19 protein-coding genes and 4 pseudogenes are annotated in these 19,219 nt (G+C 67.0%); 13 read left to right on the forward strand and 10 right to left on the reverse strand.

Features of this window, described 5'->3' with window-relative positions; all coding sequences use genetic code 11:
- Both V5A38_RS04465 and V5A38_RS04470 read left to right on the forward strand, forming a co-directional pair.
- A pseudogene (locus V5A38_RS04465) lies at nt 1-646 on the forward strand (replication factor C small subunit 2); the annotation flags it as partial.
- Nucleotides 646-1,248, forward strand: a complete 603-nt coding sequence (locus V5A38_RS04470; protein ID WP_332324547.1) for a protein sorting system archaetidylserine decarboxylase — start codon at nt 646-648, stop codon at nt 1,246-1,248. The pseudogene V5A38_RS04465 and the gene V5A38_RS04470, both read left to right, overlap by 1 nt.
- Here the strand turns inward: V5A38_RS04470 and V5A38_RS04475 are convergent, their stop codons facing one another.
- Entirely contained in the window at nt 1,249-2,301 is a 1,053-nt protein-coding gene (locus V5A38_RS04475; RefSeq protein WP_332324548.1) for a methyltransferase domain-containing protein, read from the reverse strand.
- A gap of 92 nt (nt 2,302-2,393) precedes the next feature.
- Here V5A38_RS04475 and V5A38_RS04480 point away from each other — a divergent pair, with 92 nt between their 5' ends.
- The 3 genes from V5A38_RS04480 to V5A38_RS04490 all read left to right on the forward strand — a co-directional run bounded on the left by V5A38_RS04480 (nt 2,394) and on the right by V5A38_RS04490 (nt 4,807).
- On the forward strand, nt 2,394-2,954 hold the full coding sequence (locus V5A38_RS04480) for a TATA-box-binding protein (RefSeq protein ID WP_332324549.1): 561 nt from the start codon (nt 2,394-2,396) through the stop codon (nt 2,952-2,954).
- Between the two features lie 7 nt (nt 2,955-2,961).
- Nucleotides 2,962-3,396, forward strand: a complete 435-nt coding sequence (locus tag V5A38_RS04485) for a hypothetical protein (protein ID WP_332324550.1) — start codon at nt 2,962-2,964, stop codon at nt 3,394-3,396.
- A 112-nt stretch (nt 3,397-3,508) separates the two neighbouring features.
- Nucleotides 3,509-4,807 (forward strand): amidohydrolase, encoded by a 1,299-nt coding sequence (locus V5A38_RS04490; RefSeq protein WP_332324551.1) that lies wholly within the window; start codon nt 3,509-3,511, stop codon nt 4,805-4,807.
- Here the strand turns inward: V5A38_RS04490 and V5A38_RS04495 are convergent.
- Nucleotides 4,797-6,041, reverse strand: coding sequence for an inorganic phosphate transporter (locus V5A38_RS04495; RefSeq protein WP_332324552.1), 1,245 nt, complete (start codon nt 6,039-6,041; stop codon nt 4,797-4,799). The genes V5A38_RS04490 and V5A38_RS04495 overlap by 11 nt on opposite strands.
- 242 nt (nt 6,042-6,283) lie before the next feature.
- On the opposite strand from V5A38_RS04495, the gene V5A38_RS04500 reads away from it, so the two are divergent.
- From V5A38_RS04500 to V5A38_RS04510, 3 genes are all read left to right on the forward strand, one after another.
- Nucleotides 6,284-7,567, forward strand: coding sequence for an adenosylhomocysteinase (locus V5A38_RS04500; protein ID WP_332324553.1), 1,284 nt, complete (start codon nt 6,284-6,286; stop codon nt 7,565-7,567).
- Nucleotides 7,568-8,080: 513 nt separating this feature from the next.
- Nucleotides 8,081-8,632, forward strand: a complete 552-nt coding sequence (gene hjc / locus V5A38_RS04505) for a Holliday junction resolvase Hjc (protein WP_332324554.1) — start codon at nt 8,081-8,083, stop codon at nt 8,630-8,632.
- An 85-nt stretch (nt 8,633-8,717) separates the two neighbouring features.
- Entirely contained in the window at nt 8,718-8,921 is a 204-nt protein-coding gene (locus tag V5A38_RS04510) for a hypothetical protein (RefSeq protein WP_332324555.1), read from the forward strand.
- Nucleotide 8,922: 1 nt separating this feature from the next.
- Here V5A38_RS04510 and V5A38_RS04515 read toward each other — a convergent pair whose 3' ends face one another.
- The 4 genes and pseudogenes from V5A38_RS04515 to V5A38_RS04530 all read right to left on the reverse strand — a co-directional run.
- Nucleotides 8,923-10,098, reverse strand: coding sequence for a DNA primase (locus V5A38_RS04515; RefSeq protein ID WP_332324556.1), 1,176 nt, complete (start codon nt 10,096-10,098; stop codon nt 8,923-8,925).
- A gap of 153 nt (nt 10,099-10,251) precedes the next feature.
- Nucleotides 10,252-10,863: pseudogene (gene rfc, locus V5A38_RS04520) on the reverse strand (replication factor C small subunit); the annotation flags it as partial.
- Between the two features lie 18 nt (nt 10,864-10,881).
- Nucleotides 10,882-11,700, reverse strand: a pseudogene (locus V5A38_RS04525) (replication factor C small subunit); the annotation flags it as partial.
- Nucleotides 11,674-12,039: pseudogene (locus tag V5A38_RS04530) on the reverse strand (AAA family ATPase); the annotation flags it as partial. The pseudogenes V5A38_RS04525 and V5A38_RS04530, both read right to left, overlap by 27 nt.
- Before the next feature lie 134 nt (nt 12,040-12,173).
- Between V5A38_RS04530 and V5A38_RS04535 the strand changes: the two are divergent.
- Nucleotides 12,174-12,374: a ubiquitin-like small modifier protein 2 gene (locus V5A38_RS04535; RefSeq protein ID WP_332324557.1), complete on the forward strand. Its 201-nt coding sequence runs from the start codon at nt 12,174-12,176 to the stop codon at nt 12,372-12,374.
- 87 nt (nt 12,375-12,461) lie between these two features.
- Entirely contained in the window at nt 12,462-13,748 is a 1,287-nt protein-coding gene (locus tag V5A38_RS04540) for a GNAT family N-acetyltransferase (protein WP_332324558.1), read from the forward strand.
- 1 nt (nt 13,749) lies between these two features.
- Here the strand turns inward: V5A38_RS04540 and V5A38_RS04545 are convergent, their stop codons facing one another.
- Entirely contained in the window at nt 13,750-14,190 is a 441-nt protein-coding gene (locus V5A38_RS04545; protein WP_332324559.1) for a GNAT family N-acetyltransferase, read from the reverse strand.
- Nucleotides 14,191-14,192: 2 nt separating this feature from the next.
- Nucleotides 14,193-15,704, reverse strand: coding sequence for a phosphoglucomutase/phosphomannomutase family protein (locus V5A38_RS04550; RefSeq protein WP_332324560.1), 1,512 nt, complete (start codon nt 15,702-15,704; stop codon nt 14,193-14,195).
- A gap of 79 nt (nt 15,705-15,783) precedes the next feature.
- Between V5A38_RS04550 and V5A38_RS04555 the strand changes: the two genes are divergently transcribed.
- Nucleotides 15,784-16,395 (forward strand): NAD(P)H-dependent oxidoreductase, encoded by a 612-nt coding sequence (locus V5A38_RS04555; protein WP_332324561.1) that lies wholly within the window; start codon nt 15,784-15,786, stop codon nt 16,393-16,395.
- Nucleotides 16,396-16,462: 67 nt separating this feature from the next.
- On the opposite strand, the gene V5A38_RS04560 is transcribed toward V5A38_RS04555, so the two are convergent.
- Nucleotides 16,463-16,714 carry a GIY-YIG nuclease family protein gene (locus V5A38_RS04560; protein WP_332324562.1) on the reverse strand — a complete coding sequence of 84 codons (252 nt, stop codon included), beginning with the start codon at nt 16,712-16,714 and terminating at the stop codon, nt 16,463-16,465.
- A gap of 541 nt (nt 16,715-17,255) precedes the next feature.
- On the opposite strand from V5A38_RS04560, the gene V5A38_RS04565 reads away from it, so the two are divergent.
- On the forward strand, nt 17,256-17,423 hold the full coding sequence (locus V5A38_RS04565; RefSeq protein WP_049981520.1) for a DNA-binding protein: 168 nt from the start codon (nt 17,256-17,258) through the stop codon (nt 17,421-17,423).
- Between the two features lie 73 nt (nt 17,424-17,496).
- Here the strand turns inward: V5A38_RS04565 and rpiA are convergent, their stop codons facing one another.
- Nucleotides 17,497-18,183, reverse strand: a complete 687-nt coding sequence (gene rpiA, locus V5A38_RS04570; RefSeq protein WP_332324563.1) for a ribose-5-phosphate isomerase RpiA — start codon at nt 18,181-18,183, stop codon at nt 17,497-17,499.
- A gap of 311 nt (nt 18,184-18,494) precedes the next feature.
- Here rpiA and V5A38_RS04575 point away from each other — a divergent pair, with 311 nt between their 5' ends.
- Nucleotides 18,495-19,184, forward strand: a complete 690-nt coding sequence (locus V5A38_RS04575; protein WP_332324564.1) for an SDR family NAD(P)-dependent oxidoreductase — start codon at nt 18,495-18,497, stop codon at nt 19,182-19,184.
- Nucleotides 19,185-19,219: the final 35 nt, after the last annotated feature.

Raw genomic sequence — 19,219 nt, forward strand, 5'->3', positions numbered from 1 at the left:
CGAGGCGATCCGCGAGGACTTCCAGCAGGCGCTGCGCCGGGTGATGGAGCAGCACCACCAGACGACGCAGTTCATCATCGCGACCCGCCAGCCCTCGAAGCTCATCGCCCCCATCCGCTCGCGCTGTTTCCCCGTTCCCGTGCGGGCGCCGACCGCCAAGGAGATCGAGTCTGTGCTCGCGGCCATCCTCGAGGCTGAAGACGTCGAGTACGAGGAGGACGGGCTGGAGTTCCTGGCGGGCTATGCCGACGGCGACCTTCGGACCGCCGTGCTGAGCGCCCAGACCACCGCCGCCCAGCACGACACGGTGACCATGCAGACTGCCTACGAGGTGCTCGGCGAGGTGGGCCACGACGACGAACTCGCTGCCGTGCTCCGGGCCGCCCAGGAAGGCGATTTCTCGACGGCCCGTTCGGACGTTGACGACCTGCTCGACGAGGGGTACAACGGCGAGGAGCTCCTCCGGGAACTCCTCCGAGTCGCCCGGAACGAGTACGCCGGTGAGCGCCTCACCCGGCTCCACCGGCTCGCCGGCCAGGCCGACCTCGACCTCACTGAGGGTACCGACGACAAGATTCACCTGACACACCTGCTCACCTCGTGGGCGGCCGGCCGACGCGAGCTTCGGGGCGAGGCTGAGGCCTGATGTTCGGCCCGGACCTCGCTCCCGGCGCGTGGCGCTATGGGCTCCCGCTGATCGTTCTCGGAGTGCTGTTGACCCCGTTCACCGGCCCGGTCGGCATCGCGCTCGTGGCGCTCGGGGTCGGCGCGCTGCTGTTCCACCGCGACCCCGAGCGCACGCCGCCGGAAGCGGGCGTCGTCGCTCCCGCCGACGGCGCCGTTTCGGTGATTCGTGAGGAGGAGGGCCGCATCCGCGTGGGCGTGTTCATGAACGTCACCGATGTCCACGTCAACCGGGCGCCGATGGGCGGCACCGTCGAGTCCGTCGACCATCGCTCCGGAGCCAACAAGCCGGCGTTCTCCAAGGAGTCAGAGCGCAACGAGCGCGTCGACATCGCCTTCGAGGACCACGAGGTGTCACTCATTGCGGGCTGGTTCGCCCGGCGCATCCACCCGTACGTCGAGGTCGGCGACGGGCTGGAGCGCGGCGAGCGAATCGGCCACGTGAGCTTCGGTAGCCGGGCGGATATCCTGCTGCCCGAAGGCGTCCGACACGCGGACATGCGGGTGAAGGAGGGCGACGACGTCCGAGCCGGGGAGACGGTGATCGCGGTCTGGGACGACTGATTACGGCTGCTTCTCCAGGACGTGGACGTGCCGGACCAGCGACGCGTGGACCCGGCGTTCGAACCGGTCGGTCACCTGCCAGCCGGCCTCGACGGCCTCGGCTCGCCACGAGCGGTCGGCCATCAACACACAGGTTGCGTCGTCGCCGGTCACCCGGTCGGCCTCCGTGAGCGCGCCGAAAACCAGGTCCTCCAGCCGGTGGCTCGCGACCTTCGACTGTCGGCCGTAGGGGGCGTCGAAGACCACACCGTCGATGGTGTCGTCCCGAAGCGGGAGAGCGGTGGCATCGGCCCGGGCGACGGCCGTCTCGTGGTCCTCACCGAGCAGCGCATCGAGGTTTCGTTTCGTCCCGCGAACCATCTTCCACTGCGCGTCGGTGCCGACGACGGCGGCGCCGACCAGCCCCGCCTCGATGAGCGTGCCGCCGGTGCCACACATGGGGTCCAGAATCCGCCGGCCCGGCGCCGCACCGGCGATGTTGGCCAGCGCGCGGGCGTCCATCGGTCCCATGCTACCAGGCTGGAAGAACGGGCGGTCGGAGGGCCGGCGCTTGCCGAAATCGCGGACCGATTCGGCTTCGAGCCAGCCGAGCACGCAGACGCCCTCGGTGGGCGGGATCTTCCCTTCCACGACGCCACGACCGTCGGAATCGTCCCGTCCGTCTTCGGCGGAGAACAGCGCCCGGAGCTCGTGGTCCGGGTTGTCGAGATCCACCTCGTACCCGTTGTCCACGAGCACCGAACCCAGCTGGCGCTCGGCCTGCTCGGTGCTCACGCCCGTGAGTCCACGGACGTCGCGGGCGCGGACGGCGACGGAGCCCTCGCGCTCGAACGGCGCCATCGCGAGGGCGCGTTCGGCGTCGTCGACGCTCGCGTCGGTCCGGGCGATGAGTTCGTCGGCGGCGTGGGTGTAGGCGAGCCCCCGCAGTCGGGCGAACTCGACGTGGCCGGCGAGCGCGAGCCCCGGGACGAGAACCTCGACGCCGACGGCCGCGGCTTCGGCCTCTCGTGTGGCAAACGGGTCGTCCTCCCCGGCGAGCTCCAGACAGTACACGCCTGTCGGTCTGTCGGCTGGCGAAAAGAGGCTGCCGCTCCGAGGGCGGGACCCACCAACCTATTTAAACCTCTCCGTCAAGGCTTAAGGCGATGACCGACCCGAAAGAGACGATCACCATCGAGAACGTCGTTGCCTCGACAGGCATCGGCCAGGAGCTCGACCTCCAGAGCGTCGCCATGGATCTGGAGGGGGCGGACTACGACCCGGAGCAGTTCCCGGGGCTGGTCTACCGGACCGAGGAGCCCAAATCCGCGGCGCTCATCTTCCGCTCGGGGAAGATCGTCTGTACCGGCGCCAAGTCGACCGATGCCGTCCACGAAAGTCTCAACATCGTTTTCGACGAGCTGCGAAAGCTGGATATTCCGGTCGACGACGACCCCGAAATCATCGTACAGAACATCGTGACCAGCGCTGACCTCGGCGAGAGCCTCAACCTCAACGCCATCGCCATCGGGCTCGGTCTCGAGAATATCGAGTACGAACCCGAGCAGTTCCCGGGCCTGGTCTATCGGCTGGATGAACCCGACGTCGTCGCGCTACTGTTCGGCTCCGGGAAGCTCGTCATCACCGGGGGTAAATCGCCCGACGACGCTGCCGAAGCCGTCGACGTGATCTCCGCGCGTCTCGACGAACTCGGCCTGCTCGCCTGAGCCTCGGATGGTCGGCCCCGCCTCCGTCGCACCGTTTGCGTCCCTCGGTTCGGTCCCCGCCGTCGTACTCGCCTCGGCCGCGGCGCTCCCGCTCCAGGCGTCCGTGGTCTCGGTGCTCGGCACCTACCTGCTGTTTGCGCTCTTTCTCTCGTTGACCGCGTTTCTGGCGGCACGGAACGTGCTCGGCGACGTCCCGTGGCGGCGCTATCTCGTCGTCGGCCCGCCACTCGCGGCGATCGCCTTCCTCAGCGCGACGTTCGGGCTCAACCCCTACGTCGCGCTTCTGACGGCGGTGCTCATCGACGCCGGGCTCATCGCCCGCCTCCACGCAGTTCGGCCCCGCCTGCTCGCCGCCATCACTCTCATCCATTTCGTCGTGAGCGTACTGCTCGGCGCGGTGGTGTTCGGCATCGTCACCCTCGTCGGAACCATGCCGGGATAGCGACCGCTCGTGGGAACTGTTCCGGAGTCGCTCCCCCTTGTCGGACCCATGGACCGTCGGCTCCCGACCACAAACCGACGGCTTCAGGGAGTGGACCACCGCATCACCGCCTATGTCTACGTTGCTCATCGAGAACGGGCAGGTGCTCCGGCCCGACCACGAGATCGTCGATGCGGCCATCCTCGTCGACCAGCTCAGCGGGACGATCGAGGCGATCGATTCCGACCCGGATGCCGACGCAGACGAAACGCTCGATGCTGAGGGCGCCCTCGTCATCCCGGGGCTGGTCAACGCCCACACGCACGCTGCGATGTCGCTGCTCCGCGGGTACGCCGACGACAAACCTCTCGACGCCTGGCTCCAGGAGGACATCTGGCCGGTCGAGGCCGAACTCACTGCGGAGGATATCCGCGTCGGAACCGAGCTGGCGGCCCTCGAGATGATCCAGACCGGAACGACGACGTTCGCGGACATGTACTTCGAGGAGCCCCACGTCGCCGGTGTGGTCGAGGCGTCCGGGCTGCGGGCGCTGCTGGGCCATGGCTTCGTCACCGTCGGGAAAGCGGCGGACCAGGCCATCGCAGACACACAGATGAGCCAGAACTTCGCCGAGCAGTACGACAGGATACTCGATGGCCGCATCCGGACAGCGGTGATGCCACACTCACTCACCACGGTCAGCGAAGACCTGCTCCGGGAGTCCGTCGAGAGCGCACACGAGGCCGATATTCCGGTTCACATCCACGCCAACGAGACCGAGGACGAGGTCGATCCCGTCGTCGAGCAACGGGGCGTCCGGCCGCTCGAGTACGCCGAGGACGTGGGGCTGCTTTCGGACGGCGATTTCTTCGCCCACTGTGTCCACGTCGACGACGAGGAGATCGATCTGCTGGCCAACTCGGGCGCCGCGGTCGTTCACTGCCCGGCCTCGAACATGAAACTCGCTTCCGGCATCGCGCCAGTGCAGGCGATGCTCGACGCCGGCGTCACCGTCGGTCTCGGGACTGACAGCGCGGCCTCGAACAACGACCTCGATATGTTCGACGAGATGCGCGACGCCGCGATGGTTGGCAAGCTCGGCGCCGACGACGCCGCCGCGGTGCCTGCCGACGCGGTCGTCCGGATGGCGACCCAGGGCTCCGCCGAGGCGCTCGGTATCGACGCCGGCCGTATCGAGGTAGACGCGAAGGCTGACCTCGCGGTGCTTTCCCTCGACGCCGCCCACCTCACGCCCCACCACGACCTGGTGAGCCATCTTGCCTACGCTGCGAGCGGGAGCGACGTGCGCCACACGGTCTGTGACGGCCAGGTGCTGATGCAGGACCACGAGGTGCAGACGATGGATGCGGCGGCCCTGAAGGAGCGCGCCGAGACGCAGGCGGCGGAACTGGTCGAGCGCGCTACACGATAAGGAGGAACAGCACGTACGAGCAGACGACGGCGATTGCCGGCGTAAGCACCCAGAGCACTGCAATCCGGCCCGCTGCGGCGGCGTCGAAGAGGCTCTCTTTGCTCTGTACACCGGCTTCCGCTTCGCCGATGTTCGGCACCTCGGGCGGTTGCTCGGGTTCGACCGGTTCCGGTTCTCCCTCGGCGAGGTCGCCGACGGTCGGGCTTGCGGGCTCGTCGCTCTCTTCTGGCACCAGCGCACCGGTCGTGAGCTCCCCCGTCCCTCCTGCCTCGGGAGAAGGGGTCGCCAACTCAGCAAGCGTCGCGGCACGGCTCGCCCGCCCCCATCCCAGCCCGATGATGGTGCAGGTAGTGCTCACCGCGAGGCTCGCGGGAATGCCCAGATACGACAGCACTGTGATGATGGTCCCCCCGACCAGCGAGACGATGAGCGCAGCGAGAATCGGGAGTTCGGTGATGTCGTCGCCGACGGTGTCGAGCGTGCGCCGCGCGATGGTGAACCCGCCCAGCCCGAAGGCGAACACCGCGAGCAGCACCCCCTGGTCGACGGTCAACGGACCACTGACACCGACAAGCGGCGCGACGGCGTTGGCCGCGTTGGAGGCGCCCGCCGAGAACGCCATGTAGCAGGCGATGAGGATGACCAGGGCTGACCCGACCAGGTCGCGCGGGCTGGCGTTCTGGTTCACGCGCGGAGTCGGAACCGACCCTGTGCGGTCGAGCTGGAACAGGTGGAGCTCCAGCCGAGTGAACGCGAAGCGGCCGTCCAGATAGGGGTAGACGTAGCGCCCGATGACAGCGCCGCTGGCGAAGCCGATTATGGGTGCGACAATCCAGGCCGAGACGATGACGAACATCAGCGCCTGGTCGAGCGTGCCGGTCGCCAGCCCCAGGCCGACGATGGCGCTGACGGCTGTCATCGACGTCGAGGCGGGGACGCCGTAGAGGTTCGAGATGAGCAGCGAGAGCCCCGTAAAAAAGAGCACGCCGACGGCCGCAATCGGCGTGAACTGCGCTGCGGGGACGATGCTGCTGCTCATCGTGGAGATGACGTTCCGGCCGACAGTCCAGGCGCCGACGAGGGCGAAGACGGTGAACAGTCCGGCTGCGGTGGCTTTCCGGACCAAGCGGCTCCCGACTGCTGGGCCGAACGCGACGCCGGTGGATGAGCCACCGATGTTGTAGCCGACGAACACCGCGACGAGGATGCCGACGACTGCGAGAGCTGTGACCATACCGCGTCAATGGGTAACGGATAAAAATACGATGGGGATTCCGGGGCTACTGCTTGCTCTTCCGAGTGGCGCGGCTGACCGTCGCCGCATCGTGCTTCCGAGTGGCGCGGCTGACCGTCGCCGCATCGTGCTTCCGAGTGGCGCGGCTGACCGTCGCCGCGCCACACGTTCGGCGCGTCCGGCCGACCGTCGCCGGACGTCCCTTCGACACCGTTTTGCTCCCACTCCAAGAAACCTCGGCCATGAGCGACTACCAGCGCGTTACCGCACACGTCGACGACGTAGAGAGCCTCCGAGAGGAGGGCCGCCGGAAGATGGACTGGGCGCTCCAACATATGCCCATCTGTGCGTCGCTGCGCGAGGAGTTCGCCGCCGAGCGACCGTTCGAGGGCCAGACCATCGGGATGGCGATGCACGTCGAGGCCAAAACCGCCATCCTCGTCGAGACGCTCGCCATCGGCGGCGCCGAGGTCGCAGTCACCGGCTGCAACCCGCTCTCGACCCACGACGACGTGAGCGTCGCGCTGGACGACGTGGAGAACGTCACCTCCTACGCGGTCCGCGGCGTCGACGACGAGGAGTACTACGGCGCTATCGAGTCAGTCATCGACCACGAGCCGACCATCACGGTCGACGACGGTGCGGACATGGTGTTCCGCATCCACCAGGAACATCCCGAACTCATCGACTCCATCATCGGCGGCGCCGAGGAGACGACCACGGGCGTCCACCGCCTGCGCGCGATGGACGAGGACGGCGAGTTGAACTACCCGATGTTCGCGGTGAACGACACGCCGATGAAACGCCTGTTCGACAACGTCCACGGCACGGGCGAGTCGGCGCTTTCGGCTATCGCGATGACGACGAACCTCTCGTGGGCCGGCAAAACCGTCGTCGTGGCCGGCTACGGCTACTGCGGGAAGGGTGTGGCATCCAAAGCGGCTGGCCAGGACGCCAACGTGGTTGTCTGTGAGGTCGAGCCTCGGAAGGCACTGGAAGCGCATATGGAGGGGTACGACGTGCTTCCGATGGCCGAAGCCGCGACGGAGGGCGACGTGTTCATCACGACCACCGGCAACCGCAACGTGATCACGAAGCCCCACTTCGAGGAGATGCAGGACGGCGTCCTGCTGGCCAACGCGGGCCACTTCGACGTGGAGATCAACCTGGACCACCTGGACGAGCTGGCGGTCGACCGCTACGAGGCTCGCGAGGGTGTCGAGTCGTTCCGGATGGCGGACGGTCGCCGGCTGAACGTGCTCGCGGAGGGACGGCTGGTGAACCTGGCCGCGCCAGTGGGGCTCGGGCATCCGGTCGAGGTGATGGACCAGTCCTTCGGGATTCAGGCGGTCTGTGTCCGGGAGATGGTCGAAAACAGCGAGGCCTACGAGGCGGGGGTGCACGAGGTGCCTGATCAGCTCGACAAGGAGGTCGCCGAGGTGAAACTGGCAGCCGAGGACGTCGAATTCGACAGCCTGAGCGATGCGCAGCGTGAGTATCTCTCCTCCTGGCAGCACGGGACCTGATTCGGATTACGGGTCGCCGTTTTTGTTCGGTTGGGACTGTTGGTGGGTCGACTGCGACAGCGACCGCCAACAGCACCGCGGAGTTCCCAGGGACACGTGGACAGCACCGCTTTCCGCCGCGCGGCCACAAGCCCTCCCCAGCCGAGTCGCTCGGGGCTTCCCCCTCGCTCCTCCCTCGCGCTGACTCGCGCACGGAGGCGCTCGCGTTTCACGCCACGCTGCCGCGGGTGCGGTTGGAAGCGTGCGCTCGCCGTCGTCGCGGGAACGCGGTGAGGACTCGGGGCTGTGCCGGGCCTCGTGCCCGGCACATTGCGGTCCCATTGTGCAAGCCTACTCCGCGGTAATGGTCACGGTGCTGTTGCTGTCTGCGGTATCCATTGTGCAAGCACACTCCGCGGTGGTGTATGCAGTCTGGTCGAACCTCTTGACCCCAGACGCCACACTACCAACAAGACGCCAAACGAATCACGAGACACCGACCACCTTTTGCCCGGCCACCACTCACCATCAGCTATGCCCACGAACAAGAAAGGCGACCGCCGGGAGCGCGAACTCGTCAACCGCCTCGACGACGCCGGCTTCGCCGTCATGCGCGCACCCGCCAGCGGCGCCGCTACCGAGCGGGAACTCCCGGACGTGCTCGCGGGCAACGGTGAGGAGTTCTACGCCATCGAGGCCAAATCCTCCCAAGGCGACCCGATCTATCTCACCGGCGAGGAGGTCGCTGCACTCGTCTACTTCTCCCAGAACTTCGGCGCCAAACCCCGCATCGGCGTCCGGTTCGACCGCGAGGACTGGTACTTCTTCCACCCCGGGGACTGCTACACGACTGACGGCGGCAACTACCGGGTGAAAAAAGAGACCGCCATCGCCGATGGCGTCGACCTGCCTGAACTTGCCGGCCAGTCGAAGAAGGTGAGCCTGAAGGAGGCCGCAGCGGCCGCGGACGGTGCGGAGGAGACCGAGGACGAGGACGTTGAAGCCGACAACGCAGTGCGAAAGCTGCTACAGGCAGTTGCGGACGGCACGCTCACCGTCGAGGAAGCGGCGGCGGCGCTCTCCTGACCGCCGTCGGTCGGTCGTCGCGCCGCTAACTCGCCTGTCGCCCCTGCATCGAAGTGCTTTAGGCTAATCCCCGGGGAGTTCGGGTATGGATATCGACGAGGAGATGCGCCCCAAAATCGCCCTCTCGATGGGCGCAGTCGCGTTGCTCGTCGCCGTGTTTCTCGCTATCGGCGTGATGTTCGGCGACGCCGGTCTCTCTCCCACCGGCGCCTACGCGATCGTCGGATCGCTCGTCAGCTTCGTGGTGCTCATGGGGGCCGTCGGCGCCTATCTCGCAACGAGAGAGTAGCTCAGGCTGTTTCTGCGTCGGTTTCGGCTTGCTCCCGCCAATCGACCCGCTCCTCCGGCGGCGTCTCGCGGATCCGCTGCCGGTAGAGCGTGAGCGGATGGTCGGCCCGCTCGCGGTGGCCCTGCTGGTTCGTGCAGATTCCGTACGTTTCGAGCGTCTCACAGGAGGGCGGCGGATACTGCGCGCCGCGTTTCTCGCTCACCCGCGCCATCACGTAGCTGACCTGCTGATCGGAGAGCGTCGTCTCGGTACAGAACTGCACCGCCCCCTCCTCGTCGAGGCCGATCGCGGCGAGGAAGGAGAGCAGCGCGAACGCCTCACGCTCGTCGAGCCCCTCGGCGGCGGCGCGTTCCTGCAGCTCCGCAATACACTCCGGGAACAACGTCGGGACGACCGCGTCGATCTGTCCGACTGCGGTCCGCTCGCCCAGGAGATCATTGAGCTCCGAGAGCGGTTCGGCGAGCGCATCCGAGAGCGTCTCGGTGCGCTCTTCGGTCAGGTCGAAGGGCAATCCTTCGGCGACCCGGCGCCGCACTGCCTCGACGAGCAGGCCACGGCCGTCGGCACCGTAGAGCTCCTCCTTTCTCACCCGCACCTCGCCGGCGCCGAGTTCGCGGTTGACAAGCCGCCAGTCGCCGCTCCAGTCGCCCGAGGAGAGCGCGAGATAGCGGGCAACGTCGACCCGGAACCACTGCTCGTGGCTCCCGCCGGCGCTCGTCCGTCCCGCCGCGCCTACTCGGTGTGCGACGTCGTCCCCGGCGACCGTCTCCTCGCGCACGGCGCCGTGTAGTTCGAACTCCTCGAGCACCCGCGGGAGCGAGACTGAGACGTCGGTCGTGCTCTGGAGCCCGTCGTCGCCGCCCTCGATATCCTCTGCGAAGCGACCGGCGGCCGTCGACGCCTCCGCGGCGGCGTACTTCTCGACGGCCTTCCCGGTTGAGAGAAGCGAGACGAGCAGGCGAGCCACCGGGTAGGAGAGCAGTTCGTCGCGGTCGCCCCACCGGCTCGGCTCCGCTGGCGCGGTCGTCCCTTCGGTCAGCGCGCGCTCGACGCGCTCGCGGCCGCGTTCGACGGCAGGGTCGCCGGCTTCGGCCAGCGTGGGGACGGAAACACCCATCTCGCCGACGGCCTCGCGAGCCGCGTCGAAGAACGGGTACCGGGCGTGGAGCGGCTGCATACGCTCGGTGTTTCGGAGCGTCGTGAATAAGCGCATCGACCTTTTGCTGCGGTCGCTCGCTGCGCTCGCTCCCTGGCAAAAGCTCGACCAAAAGCCTGCGTCACCCCCTTCGGGGGTTCCTTGGCCCGCTTGCTCGCGCTGCTCGCGAGCGGTCTACGCCTCGTCGTCGAGTGCGAGCGCTGCCAACAGCGCTTCCAGCTGCACCTGCTCGCTCGCGCCCTCTGCGATCCGATAATCGGCTTCGCCGAGCCGTTCGAGCAGGCGAACCACCGCACGCTCGGAAAGGTCGAACTCCCAGGCCGAACGGTGGAGCTGGTCGATGACGTCGCCGCCAGCCATCCCCACGTCGGTCAGGAGGGTGTCGAGCGTCGCCCGAGCTTTCGGGAAGTCGCCGGCCACGGCGGCGGCCACCATCTCCTCGATATCCTCGGGGCGGGCCGTCGCAGTGACGGCGTACACCGCCTCGGCGTCGACCACGTCGCCGGTCGTCGCGGCCGCCTGCAGGCTGTTGATTCCCCGGCGCATGTCGCCGTTGGCGGCGTAGACCAGCGCGTCGAGTCCCTCCTCGGTGACGTCGATCTCTTCGGCCTCCGCGATCTCGGTGAGTTGGGCGGTGATGGCCTCGTCCGAGAGCGGCGAGAAGCGGAACACCGCACAGCGGGACTGGATGGGGTCGATGATCTTCGAGGAGTAGTTACAGGAGAGGATAAATCGGGTGTTGTCAGAGAACTGCTCCATCGTTCGGCGGAGCGCCGACTGGGCGTCCGAGGTGTTGTGAGTCAACAGCCCGTTCGCGAGCATGAAGTTGGGGGTTCCCTCCATCGTGATGTTGTAGGCTTTTCCCCGATGGCTGTGTGTGATGGACTCCACTTCGACGGTTTCGACATCCTGTCGTCCGCCATCAGATACGACTGCAGGCGAGAACTCGTCTCGGCCGTAGTGTTCGTCGTGCGGAAGCTCCTCGTCGCCGTACGTTTGGAGGAATTCCTCTACCTTCTCGGTTTGCCCCCGGAGTGCGGCGACGTCCTTGACCTCGACGACAGTATCACCGACGAGGAAATCGGGGTGGAACACCGAGTCCGACAGTTCGAACGATGGTTCGTACTCCACTCCTGCGTCCTGCAACGTGTTTGCGACCTCGTACTCCCAGTCCGAACGCACGAGGTGCCCGAGCTCCTCGCTGTGACCTTCGTTCTTGCAGGGGACAGAACAGAATCGACCTGCCGTCCAGTCTCCGCAGGCCTCACACGGGGACACGCCGATGTCGTCCCGGAAGTCGGCGATTTCGTCCCCAGGACGCAACTCCCGGAGCTCCGTTTCGACGAGTCCGCCCTCGTCGTTCACGGTGAAGAATGGGTGGCCGAGACTCGCTGTGACCGTCCTCCCCTCGGACAGTTCGACGTCGAAGAAGTCGGCGACGCCGGAGTCGACGAGTTTCCCCTTGTCCGACTGTATCTCGTTCGTCTCGAAATCGACCGACGGTATCGGTTCACCTTCCGAACTCACTTCCTCTATCTTCTTGACCTCTGGGGAGGACGGATAGCCTGTAACGACCTCCGTTCCGGGTGGTACGCACAGCGAGTCGGCCTCGTCGAGGAAGATGATACGGTAATCCTGGCCGCCAAAGGCCGAGCGCGCGAAGTTCTTGATGCGGTCCCGAACGACGTCGATCCCGCGCTCGTCGGAGGCGTTGAGTTCGAGGAAGTTCCCCCGCCAGTCGTCGCCGTAGATCTCGCGGGCGATGGCGGTTGCAGAGGTGGTTTTACCGACGCCTGCTGGCCCTGAAAATAACAGGTGCGGGAGCTCCCCGCCCTCGATGTAGCTCTGCAGGCGTTCGATAGTCTCCTGCTGGCCGTGGATCTCTTCGAGCGTCTGCGGGCGGTACTTCTCGATCCAGATCTCTCGGCCCGCGCTGGCGTCCTCGGCGTCGGCCTCGCTCATAGGTACAGAGGGGCGGGGCGCGGGCATAAACGGACCGGAGCGCGCTCGGCCGGCCGGTCGCTCGCGCCGCGGTAGGAAGTATACGACCGCCGACGAAGACAACGGTAAAGGCGACCGGACGCCCCACTCCCGGTATGGAGGTCACCGCGACTGTCGTCGGCGAGGGTGAGCAAACCATCTCGCTCCCCGACGATGCCGATTACGCCGCGCTGTGTCGCGAGCTCGGCTACAGCCCCCACGAAGTGACCGTGCTGGTCGACGAGTCGCCGGTCCCCGAGGACGCGCCAATCGAGGCCGACCGAGTGCGGGTGCTCCGGCTGGTGGCCGGCGGCTGATTCGCCCGTTCGCTCGCACCACGGCAGCCGTGTCGCTCGCCCGCCGGGTGCGTCGGCGTTTTGTAGGATGAGCCCGTCACTCGGTTCATGAACAGCGGTTTCGCCCTGCCGAACGTCGGGCCCGGGCCCGACCCGCTCTCGCTGTCGGAGCTGGAGGCTTCGTACGTCGTGCTCCTGCTCCACCGTGATTTTTACTGTAGCGAGTGCCGACAGCAGGTCCGGCGGGTAAAGAGCCGCTACGAGGAGTTCGAACAGCGCGACGCCGAGGTGGTGTCGGTACTCCCTGAGGACCGCGAGACGGCCAGGGAGTGGCAGAAACAGTATCACCTCCCGTTTCCAGTGGTCGCCGACCCGGAGAAGACGCTGGGCAAACGGTACGACCAGCCGACCCGGTACGGACTGCTCGGCCGGCTTCACGACATCATCGGCCGGATGCCGGCGACGATCGTGCTGGACCTGCGCTGGAGCGACCCGATAGAGACGTTCGCCCACCGCGGCAACTCGAAAACCGACCGCCCGCGTATCGACGAACTGCTCTCGGCCATCGGTAGTGCGGCCGCGCTCGTCGCAGACAGCACCCCGAGCGAACGCGAGGCGGCGGCGCAGGCAACCGCCGACAGCCGAGAGCCCTCCGCGCGCCCGGACACCGGAACGAGCGGCGCGCCGTCGGCCCGCCCTGACGCAGAGACGAACGGCACGCCATCGGCTCGACCTGATACGGGGCGCGCCGCCGAACCGGCCGTTCCAGACGAAGCTGCTGGTCCACCCGAAACCGACGGTGCAGTCGAAACCGGGGCGGGAGCCGAAGCGGACGAGACTGTCGAAGCCGAGGAACCGCCTGAAACAGAGGAGCCAGCCGAACCAGGCCCATCGGCCGGACAGACAGGGCAGCCACCAGCAGACAGTTCAGCTGGCGAAGAGGGGGGTTCGGCATCAGCGGAGACGACCGAACCGTCCCCACCTGAGCCGTCGCTTCAGATCCCCGACCGCGTCGACCTCCCGGAGGAGATCGAGCTGCGGCGTGCCGGCGATGACGACGCGATGCCGGTTATCCGCGTGCTCCAGGGCTCGCTGCTGGAGATCGACGCCTCGACGGTCCGCCGGGCGGTCGCCAGGGGCGACGTGCTCATCGCCGAGGCCGAAGAATGGGTTATCGGCGCGCTGGTGCTGGAGGACAACCACATCGAGTCCGTCGCGGTCCGCCGGGAGTACCGGAAACAGGGCATCGGGAGCGCGCTCGTCGAGACAGCAGCCACCGCCATCGGCGGCCCGGTGACGGCTGATTTCCGGGCCGGTGTCAGGGGGTTCTGGCAGGACCTCGGCTTCGAGATCGAGAAGGAGGGCGACCGGTTCTACGGGATTCGGTCGGGATAGCTCACAGCTCCCGGTACATCGGCACCGCCGTCTCCGGACAGAGATGGCTGTACTCCGCCGACCCCCTGACCGCTTCGGGGACGGCCTCGCGCTCGATCCCGGCCTCGCGGGCCTCCGTTTCGAGTGTACGAACTGCGCCCCGGCCGTAGCCTTCGCCCCGGTGGCGCTCCCGAATCGCCGCCGAGCGCAGGAGGCCGGCGTCGCCGTAGCCCTCGACACCGATACAGCCTACCCGGCCGAGGTCTGCTCTGACGACGTAGAGGGCGGGGTCGTCCGCGTCGGCGCTCTGTCCCGCTGGGCCTGTGCCGGCGCTCCGCTCAGCGCCGAGGTCCGCCGTCGGCAGGTCGGCGCTTTCGAGCAGGCTGTGAATCCACTCCACCCCGGAGCCGGTGGCTGGGACGAGGGCGACAGCCGGCTCGCTGGCTGGGTCGTTCCCGGACATCGTCACACCAGTGGCGCGACCAGTTCCTGGCCGGCCGCGAGCACCGCCTCGACACGGGCCTCCGAGGAGGCCTCGGCGTAGACCCGGAGTTTCGGCTCGGTACCGGATGGGCGAACGAGCAGCCACGAGCCGTCCTCACAGAGCAGTTTGAAGCCGTCGAGGGTGACGGTGCGTTCGACGGGGACGCCCGCAACTTCGTCGGGGATGACGTCCTCCAGCTCCTCGAGGACGCGGGCTTTCTCGTCGTCGGGGCAGTCGACGCTGAGTTTGTCGGCGACGATACGACCGTGTTCGTCCTCCAGTTTTTCGAGGCGGTGGACGTACGGTTCGGCCGCCTGCACGGCGCAGGCCAGTAGCGCCATCAGCACGCCGTCCTTTTCGCGCACGTGCCCACGGATAGAGAACCCGCCTGACTCCTCGCCGCCGATGAGCGCGTCGTGGGTCCCCATCGCGTCGGCGACCCATTTGAAGCCGACCGCGGTCTCCACGACCTGCTGGTCGTGAGCATTCGCCACCCGGTCGACGAGGAACGTCGTGGAGACGGTGCGAACCGCCGGCCCGTCGTGCTCCTCGAGCATCGCGTCGTAGGTGGTCGCGAAGAAGAGGTTCTCGTCGAGATAGCCCGATGGCGTGACGACGGCGATGCGGTCGGCGTCGCCGTCGTTGGCGATGCCGAGGTCTGCCTCGCCCGCGCGGACGTGCTCGACCAGCGCGTGGAGGTTCTCCTCGGCGGGTTCAGGCGCGCTGCCACCGAACTCGGGATCAGTGTCACAGCGGATGCGGTCGACGCTCGCGCCCGCGGCCTCGAGCAGGTTGTCGGTGACGCCTCGACCCGAGCCGTGCATGGCGTCGTAGGCCACAGTGACGCCCGAGAGGTCGAGTTCGCCGCCTCGCTCGCGGGTCGCGTTGCTCCCCGTCGGCGTCGCCGGCTGCCCGCGAGAGCTCTGCTCTCGCCCTGCTTGCGTTTCCGAGGAACTCGCTCGGCTCGTTCCTCGTTCGAACCCGTACTCGGCGACTAACTCCGCCACCGCCTCGGTGTGGGGCGTTACGAGGTCATCGCGGATGACCACGCCGTGCTCCTCGTCGGGCAGCGCCTCCGGCTCCCGGAGGTTCGCTTCGATGGCGTCAGTGACCTCGGGCATCGCCGGCGCGCCGTCGCTGGGGAAGTATTTGATCCCGTTGTACTCCGGCGGGTTGTGAGACGCCGAAAGCACGATGGCGCCGGCGTAGTCCCGGTCGACGACGGTCCAGACGGCGGTTGGGGTCGGGCAGTCCCGCTCGGGCAGCACCGCGTCGAACCCATTCTTGCTCAGCACGTCGGCGACGCTCTCGGCGAACCCCGGTGAGGATGGCCGGGCGTCGTAGCCGACGACGACGGGGGCGTCGGTGCCGGTGTCGCGGAGGTAGTCAGCGACACCCTGGGCGACGATACGGACGCGCTCGTCAGTGAACGTCTCGAGCGTTGCGCGCCAGCCATCAGTGCCAAAATGGATCGCATCGGTGGGGTCGGTCATGTGACTCCGTTGGAGGGACGAGCGGAAAAAGCCGCCCCGTTCCCGCGTGCTTTTCACCGGCGCCCGAGAACTCGGTTCCATGACCCGTGTCGTCGCCGTCAGCGGCAGTTTGCGCGACGGGAGCTACACCAAGGCCGCGCTTCACTACGCGCTCGACGCCGCCGAAACCGCCGGTGTAGAAACCGACCTCATCGACCTCGCGGCGGCTGACCTCCCGCTCTACGATCCCGACGTCGACACCGAGGACGCCGGCGACGCCGCCGAGCTGATGGCGCGGATGCGCGCCGCCGACGGCGTTATCCTCGGTTCGCCGGTCTACCACAGCTCCTACTCCGCCGCGTTCCGTAGCTTCCACGACTACTGCTCGTACGACGAGTACGACCAGACCGTCGTCGGACTGCTCGTCGCAGCCGGCGGCGGCACCATCGCCGGCACGCTCAACGATATGCGCACCACCGTGCGGGGAGTCCACGGTTGGACGCTTCCGAATCAGGTTGGGCTGCGCGGTGCTCGCAACAAGTTCGAGGAGCGCGAACGTGAGCCGGAGCCCGGCGAGCTCGGGAGCGGCTCACAGTACGTCTTCACCGATGAAGACCTCCGCAACCGCACCTGCAAACTGGGCTATCGTGTCGGCATCTACGCCAAACGCGCCCCCGAGTTCATCGAGATCGAGAACGAACCCGAGTGGTAGGTCCAGTACGGGGAGACTCGACCCCGCGAGGCGCGTCCCGTGACGCCGAGTTCGAGTGGGTTACAAGCTAATCAGCCGTCCCGTCGGCGACGAGTCGGTCCTTCTCGGGCCTGGAGAGCTGTTTGATCTCGTACTCGCGGGACATCGCTGCCGAGCGCGTTTCGAACGCCTCGATGTGAACCGGGTCGACCGGTGTCCGGCCGCGGGTGTATTTCGCGCCCTCGCCGGCGTTATGCTCGGCGACCCGCCGCGCTACGTCCGTCGTGTAGCCCGTATAGAGCGAGCCATCGGCGCATTCGAGGACGTAGACGTAGTGCACACCCCCACTGAGTAAGCGGTAGCTGGTAAGCCCCGCGGTCAAAAAGCGCTGGTTCGAGACGACACGGCGACAACCGTTCGCCGCCGTGCCGGCTCCGACGCGGTTGGTTCGCGATACCCCGTCAGTGGTTCGTCGTGCGGTTTCGGTCTCTCGCGACCTCCGCGATTCCCGCGTTCGCGGCACACGACGGACAGGCGTTCAGTCGTCCATCTTGGTCCGTGAACACGCGAGCGAAGCGCTCTGAGACGTGCGAGCCGCAGTGGTCACAACGTGACATCGTTGCTGCCGAGCTCCACCGGTGTCGGCGACTGTAGTTACGCGAAGCCCGATTGAATAAGCTTGTGCCTCTTTCACACGATTCGCCCGGCTACGAGCGGAACGAACTTATTTGCCGGCTGTCACACTGTGGCTATTTCACACACCGTCTGTATCAGCTGGTTGGCAGGAACACCCCCAACAATCACGAAATCAGGACTGTCGGTGGCCTCTCCGGTTGATTTGGGAAATCTTATTAAGTACCACCCAGTAGCCACGGGTGCACATGTCCAACCTTATCGTCAAGGCTGCTGTTAAGGAGTATCTCGATGAGAAGAACGTTGCTTCGGACTTCTACGGTGCGCTCGACGAGGAAGTCGAGGAGCTTCTCGAGGACGCCGCCCGGCGCGCTGAGGAGAACGACCGGAAGACGGTGCAGCCGCGCGACCTCTAATTAGGTTTACGCAGTCTCCGCTTTTTCACAGCCCGAAATGCGATAGCGACGGCGTTCGACGCCAAGATTCGACTCAGCACTCTCGCCGTTCGACGCCGTCCTCGCTGCCCACGTGAACCTCGTCGACGAGACCGACGAACAGGCCGTGTTCGACGACACCAGGTGTCGTTTCGAGCGTTCGGGCCAGCCCCGAAGGGTCGTCGACGGTGCCGAACGCGCAGTCGAGCACGAAATTTCCGTTGTCGGTGACGACGGGGCCGTCCTTCCGCTTTGCAGCACGCAGTGTCGGCTTCCCGCCGGCCTGTTCGACGGCGTCGATAACCGGTCGACGGGCCTCGGGTAGCAGCTCAACCGGAACCGGAACGTCGAGTTGCTCGACGAGTTTCGTCGGGTCGGCGACGACGACGAAGCGGTCGGCGTCGGTGTCGACCAGTTTCTCCCGAGCGTGAGCGGCGCCGCCGCCTTTCACCAGCGTCCCTGCTTCGGCGACCTGGTCGGCGCCGTCGATAGCGATATCGACGCTGTCGTCGTCGAGCGTCGTCAGCGGGATGCCGGCCTCCCGCGCCAGCGCTCGTGACTGGTAGGACGTCGGGATGCCCCGGATATCGAGGCCAGCGTCGACCCGTTCGCCCAGCGTCCGGATGGCGTAGGCCGCGGTGCTCCCCGTGCCGACTCCGACGACGTCGCCGTCCTCCGGAAGTTGGGCCGCCGACGCCCCGGCCCGCCGCTTCGCCTCGTCGCTACCACCGGTCTGCTTCATGACCGCTGGTTGGACCGGGGGGTGGATATGTACACCGACGCTCATTGGTTCGGTACTCTTTGAAGAGGTAGCCTGGTACGGTTGGTTCGGCTGCTATAGGTTCTCGTAACCCAATAGAGGACAGCAACACTGTGAAAGCCCCTTTCAGCCCCGCCCGACTGCACAGCCCACGGTCCTCCCCAATCGACTCACTCCCTCCGGTCGTTTGTCCCTCACGCTTGCTCGCACACAGGGCGCGAGCGCTTCGCGCCACCGTACATCCGTTCCCGAATCGCCGTGGGGTTGATGCTTCCCCGAACCCCACGAACCGTATGGCACGAACTGTCGTCATTGCCGGGGTCGGCCCAGGACTCGGCGAATCGGTCGCACGGAGATTCCACGACGAGGGCTGTTCGCTCGCGCTCCTGGCACGAACCACCGCCGTCACCGCCGACCTCGCCGACGAGTTGGGGGACGACGCCATCGCCGTCGCCTGCGATATCGCCGACGAGGCGGACGTCGAGGACGCGTTCGCAACGGTTCGGGAGGCGTTCGGTCCCGTGGACGTGCTCGTCAACAACGCCAGCGCGGCGACGTGGGACGGGCTGCTCGACTGCTCGACCGAATCGTTCGACCACGCGCTGGACGTGGGCGCCCGCGGTGCCTTTCTCTGCTCAACGGAGGCCGTCTCGGACATGTCCGACGCCGGCGGCGGCACCGTGATTTTCACCGGCGCGACCACCTCTATTCGGGGGCGAGAGGGCGCCGTCGGCTTCTCGGCGGCGAAGTTCGCGGCCCGCGGCCTCGCCGAATCCATGGCTCGGGAACTCGGACCCGAGGGGATTCACGTCGCCCACGCGGTGCTTGACGGCGGCATCCTCCCGCCGTCAGACGATGTCGACACCCCCGAGGCGTATCTCGACCCGGACGCGATCGCCGACAGCTACTGGAACCTGGTCGAGCAGGACCGGTCAGCGTGGACACTCGAGCTGGACCTGCGGCCGCACGTAGAGGAGTTCTAGCCCGAGCCGGTATGGCCAGGAGCCCCGCGTCGGCG

Origin of the sequence: Halolamina sp. (assembly GCF_036626355.1) — an archaeon.
In the GTDB taxonomy this organism is placed as follows: domain Archaea; phylum Halobacteriota; class Halobacteria; order Halobacteriales; family Haloferacaceae; genus Halolamina.

Excerpts from the sequence above, each read along its gene's own strand:
- hjc (WP_332324554.1), top strand. The coding sequence starts at position 8,081 with ATGCCCACGAACAAGAAAGGCGACCGCCGGGAGCGCGAACTCGTCAAC.
- V5A38_RS04510 (WP_332324555.1), top strand. The coding sequence starts at position 8,718 with ATGGATATCGACGAGGAGATGCGCCCCAAAATCGCCCTCTCGATGGGC.
- V5A38_RS04565 (WP_049981520.1), top strand. The coding sequence starts at position 17,256 with ATGTCCAACCTTATCGTCAAGGCTGCTGTTAAGGAGTATCTCGATGAG.
- V5A38_RS04540 (WP_332324558.1), top strand. The coding sequence starts at position 12,462 with ATGAACAGCGGTTTCGCCCTGCCGAACGTCGGGCCCGGGCCCGACCCG.
- V5A38_RS04550 (WP_332324560.1), bottom strand. The coding sequence starts at position 15,704 with ATGACCGACCCCACCGATGCGATCCATTTTGGCACTGATGGCTGGCGC.
- V5A38_RS04480 (WP_332324549.1), top strand. The coding sequence starts at position 2,394 with ATGACCGACCCGAAAGAGACGATCACCATCGAGAACGTCGTTGCCTCG.
- V5A38_RS04485 (WP_332324550.1), top strand. The coding sequence starts at position 2,962 with ATGGTCGGCCCCGCCTCCGTCGCACCGTTTGCGTCCCTCGGTTCGGTC.
- V5A38_RS04500 (WP_332324553.1), top strand. The coding sequence starts at position 6,284 with ATGAGCGACTACCAGCGCGTTACCGCACACGTCGACGACGTAGAGAGC.
- V5A38_RS04490 (WP_332324551.1), top strand. The coding sequence starts at position 3,509 with ATGTCTACGTTGCTCATCGAGAACGGGCAGGTGCTCCGGCCCGACCAC.
- V5A38_RS04495 (WP_332324552.1), bottom strand. The coding sequence starts at position 6,041 with ATGGTCACAGCTCTCGCAGTCGTCGGCATCCTCGTCGCGGTGTTCGTC.
- V5A38_RS04555 (WP_332324561.1), top strand. The coding sequence starts at position 15,784 with ATGACCCGTGTCGTCGCCGTCAGCGGCAGTTTGCGCGACGGGAGCTAC.
- V5A38_RS04575 (WP_332324564.1), top strand. The coding sequence starts at position 18,495 with ATGGCACGAACTGTCGTCATTGCCGGGGTCGGCCCAGGACTCGGCGAA.
- V5A38_RS04515 (WP_332324556.1), bottom strand. The coding sequence starts at position 10,098 with ATGCAGCCGCTCCACGCCCGGTACCCGTTCTTCGACGCGGCTCGCGAG.
- V5A38_RS04470 (WP_332324547.1), top strand. The coding sequence starts at position 646 with ATGTTCGGCCCGGACCTCGCTCCCGGCGCGTGGCGCTATGGGCTCCCG.
- rpiA (WP_332324563.1), bottom strand. The coding sequence starts at position 18,183 with ATGAAGCAGACCGGTGGTAGCGACGAGGCGAAGCGGCGGGCCGGGGCG.
- V5A38_RS04545 (WP_332324559.1), bottom strand. The coding sequence starts at position 14,190 with ATGTCCGGGAACGACCCAGCCAGCGAGCCGGCTGTCGCCCTCGTCCCA.
- V5A38_RS04535 (WP_332324557.1), top strand. The coding sequence starts at position 12,174 with ATGGAGGTCACCGCGACTGTCGTCGGCGAGGGTGAGCAAACCATCTCG.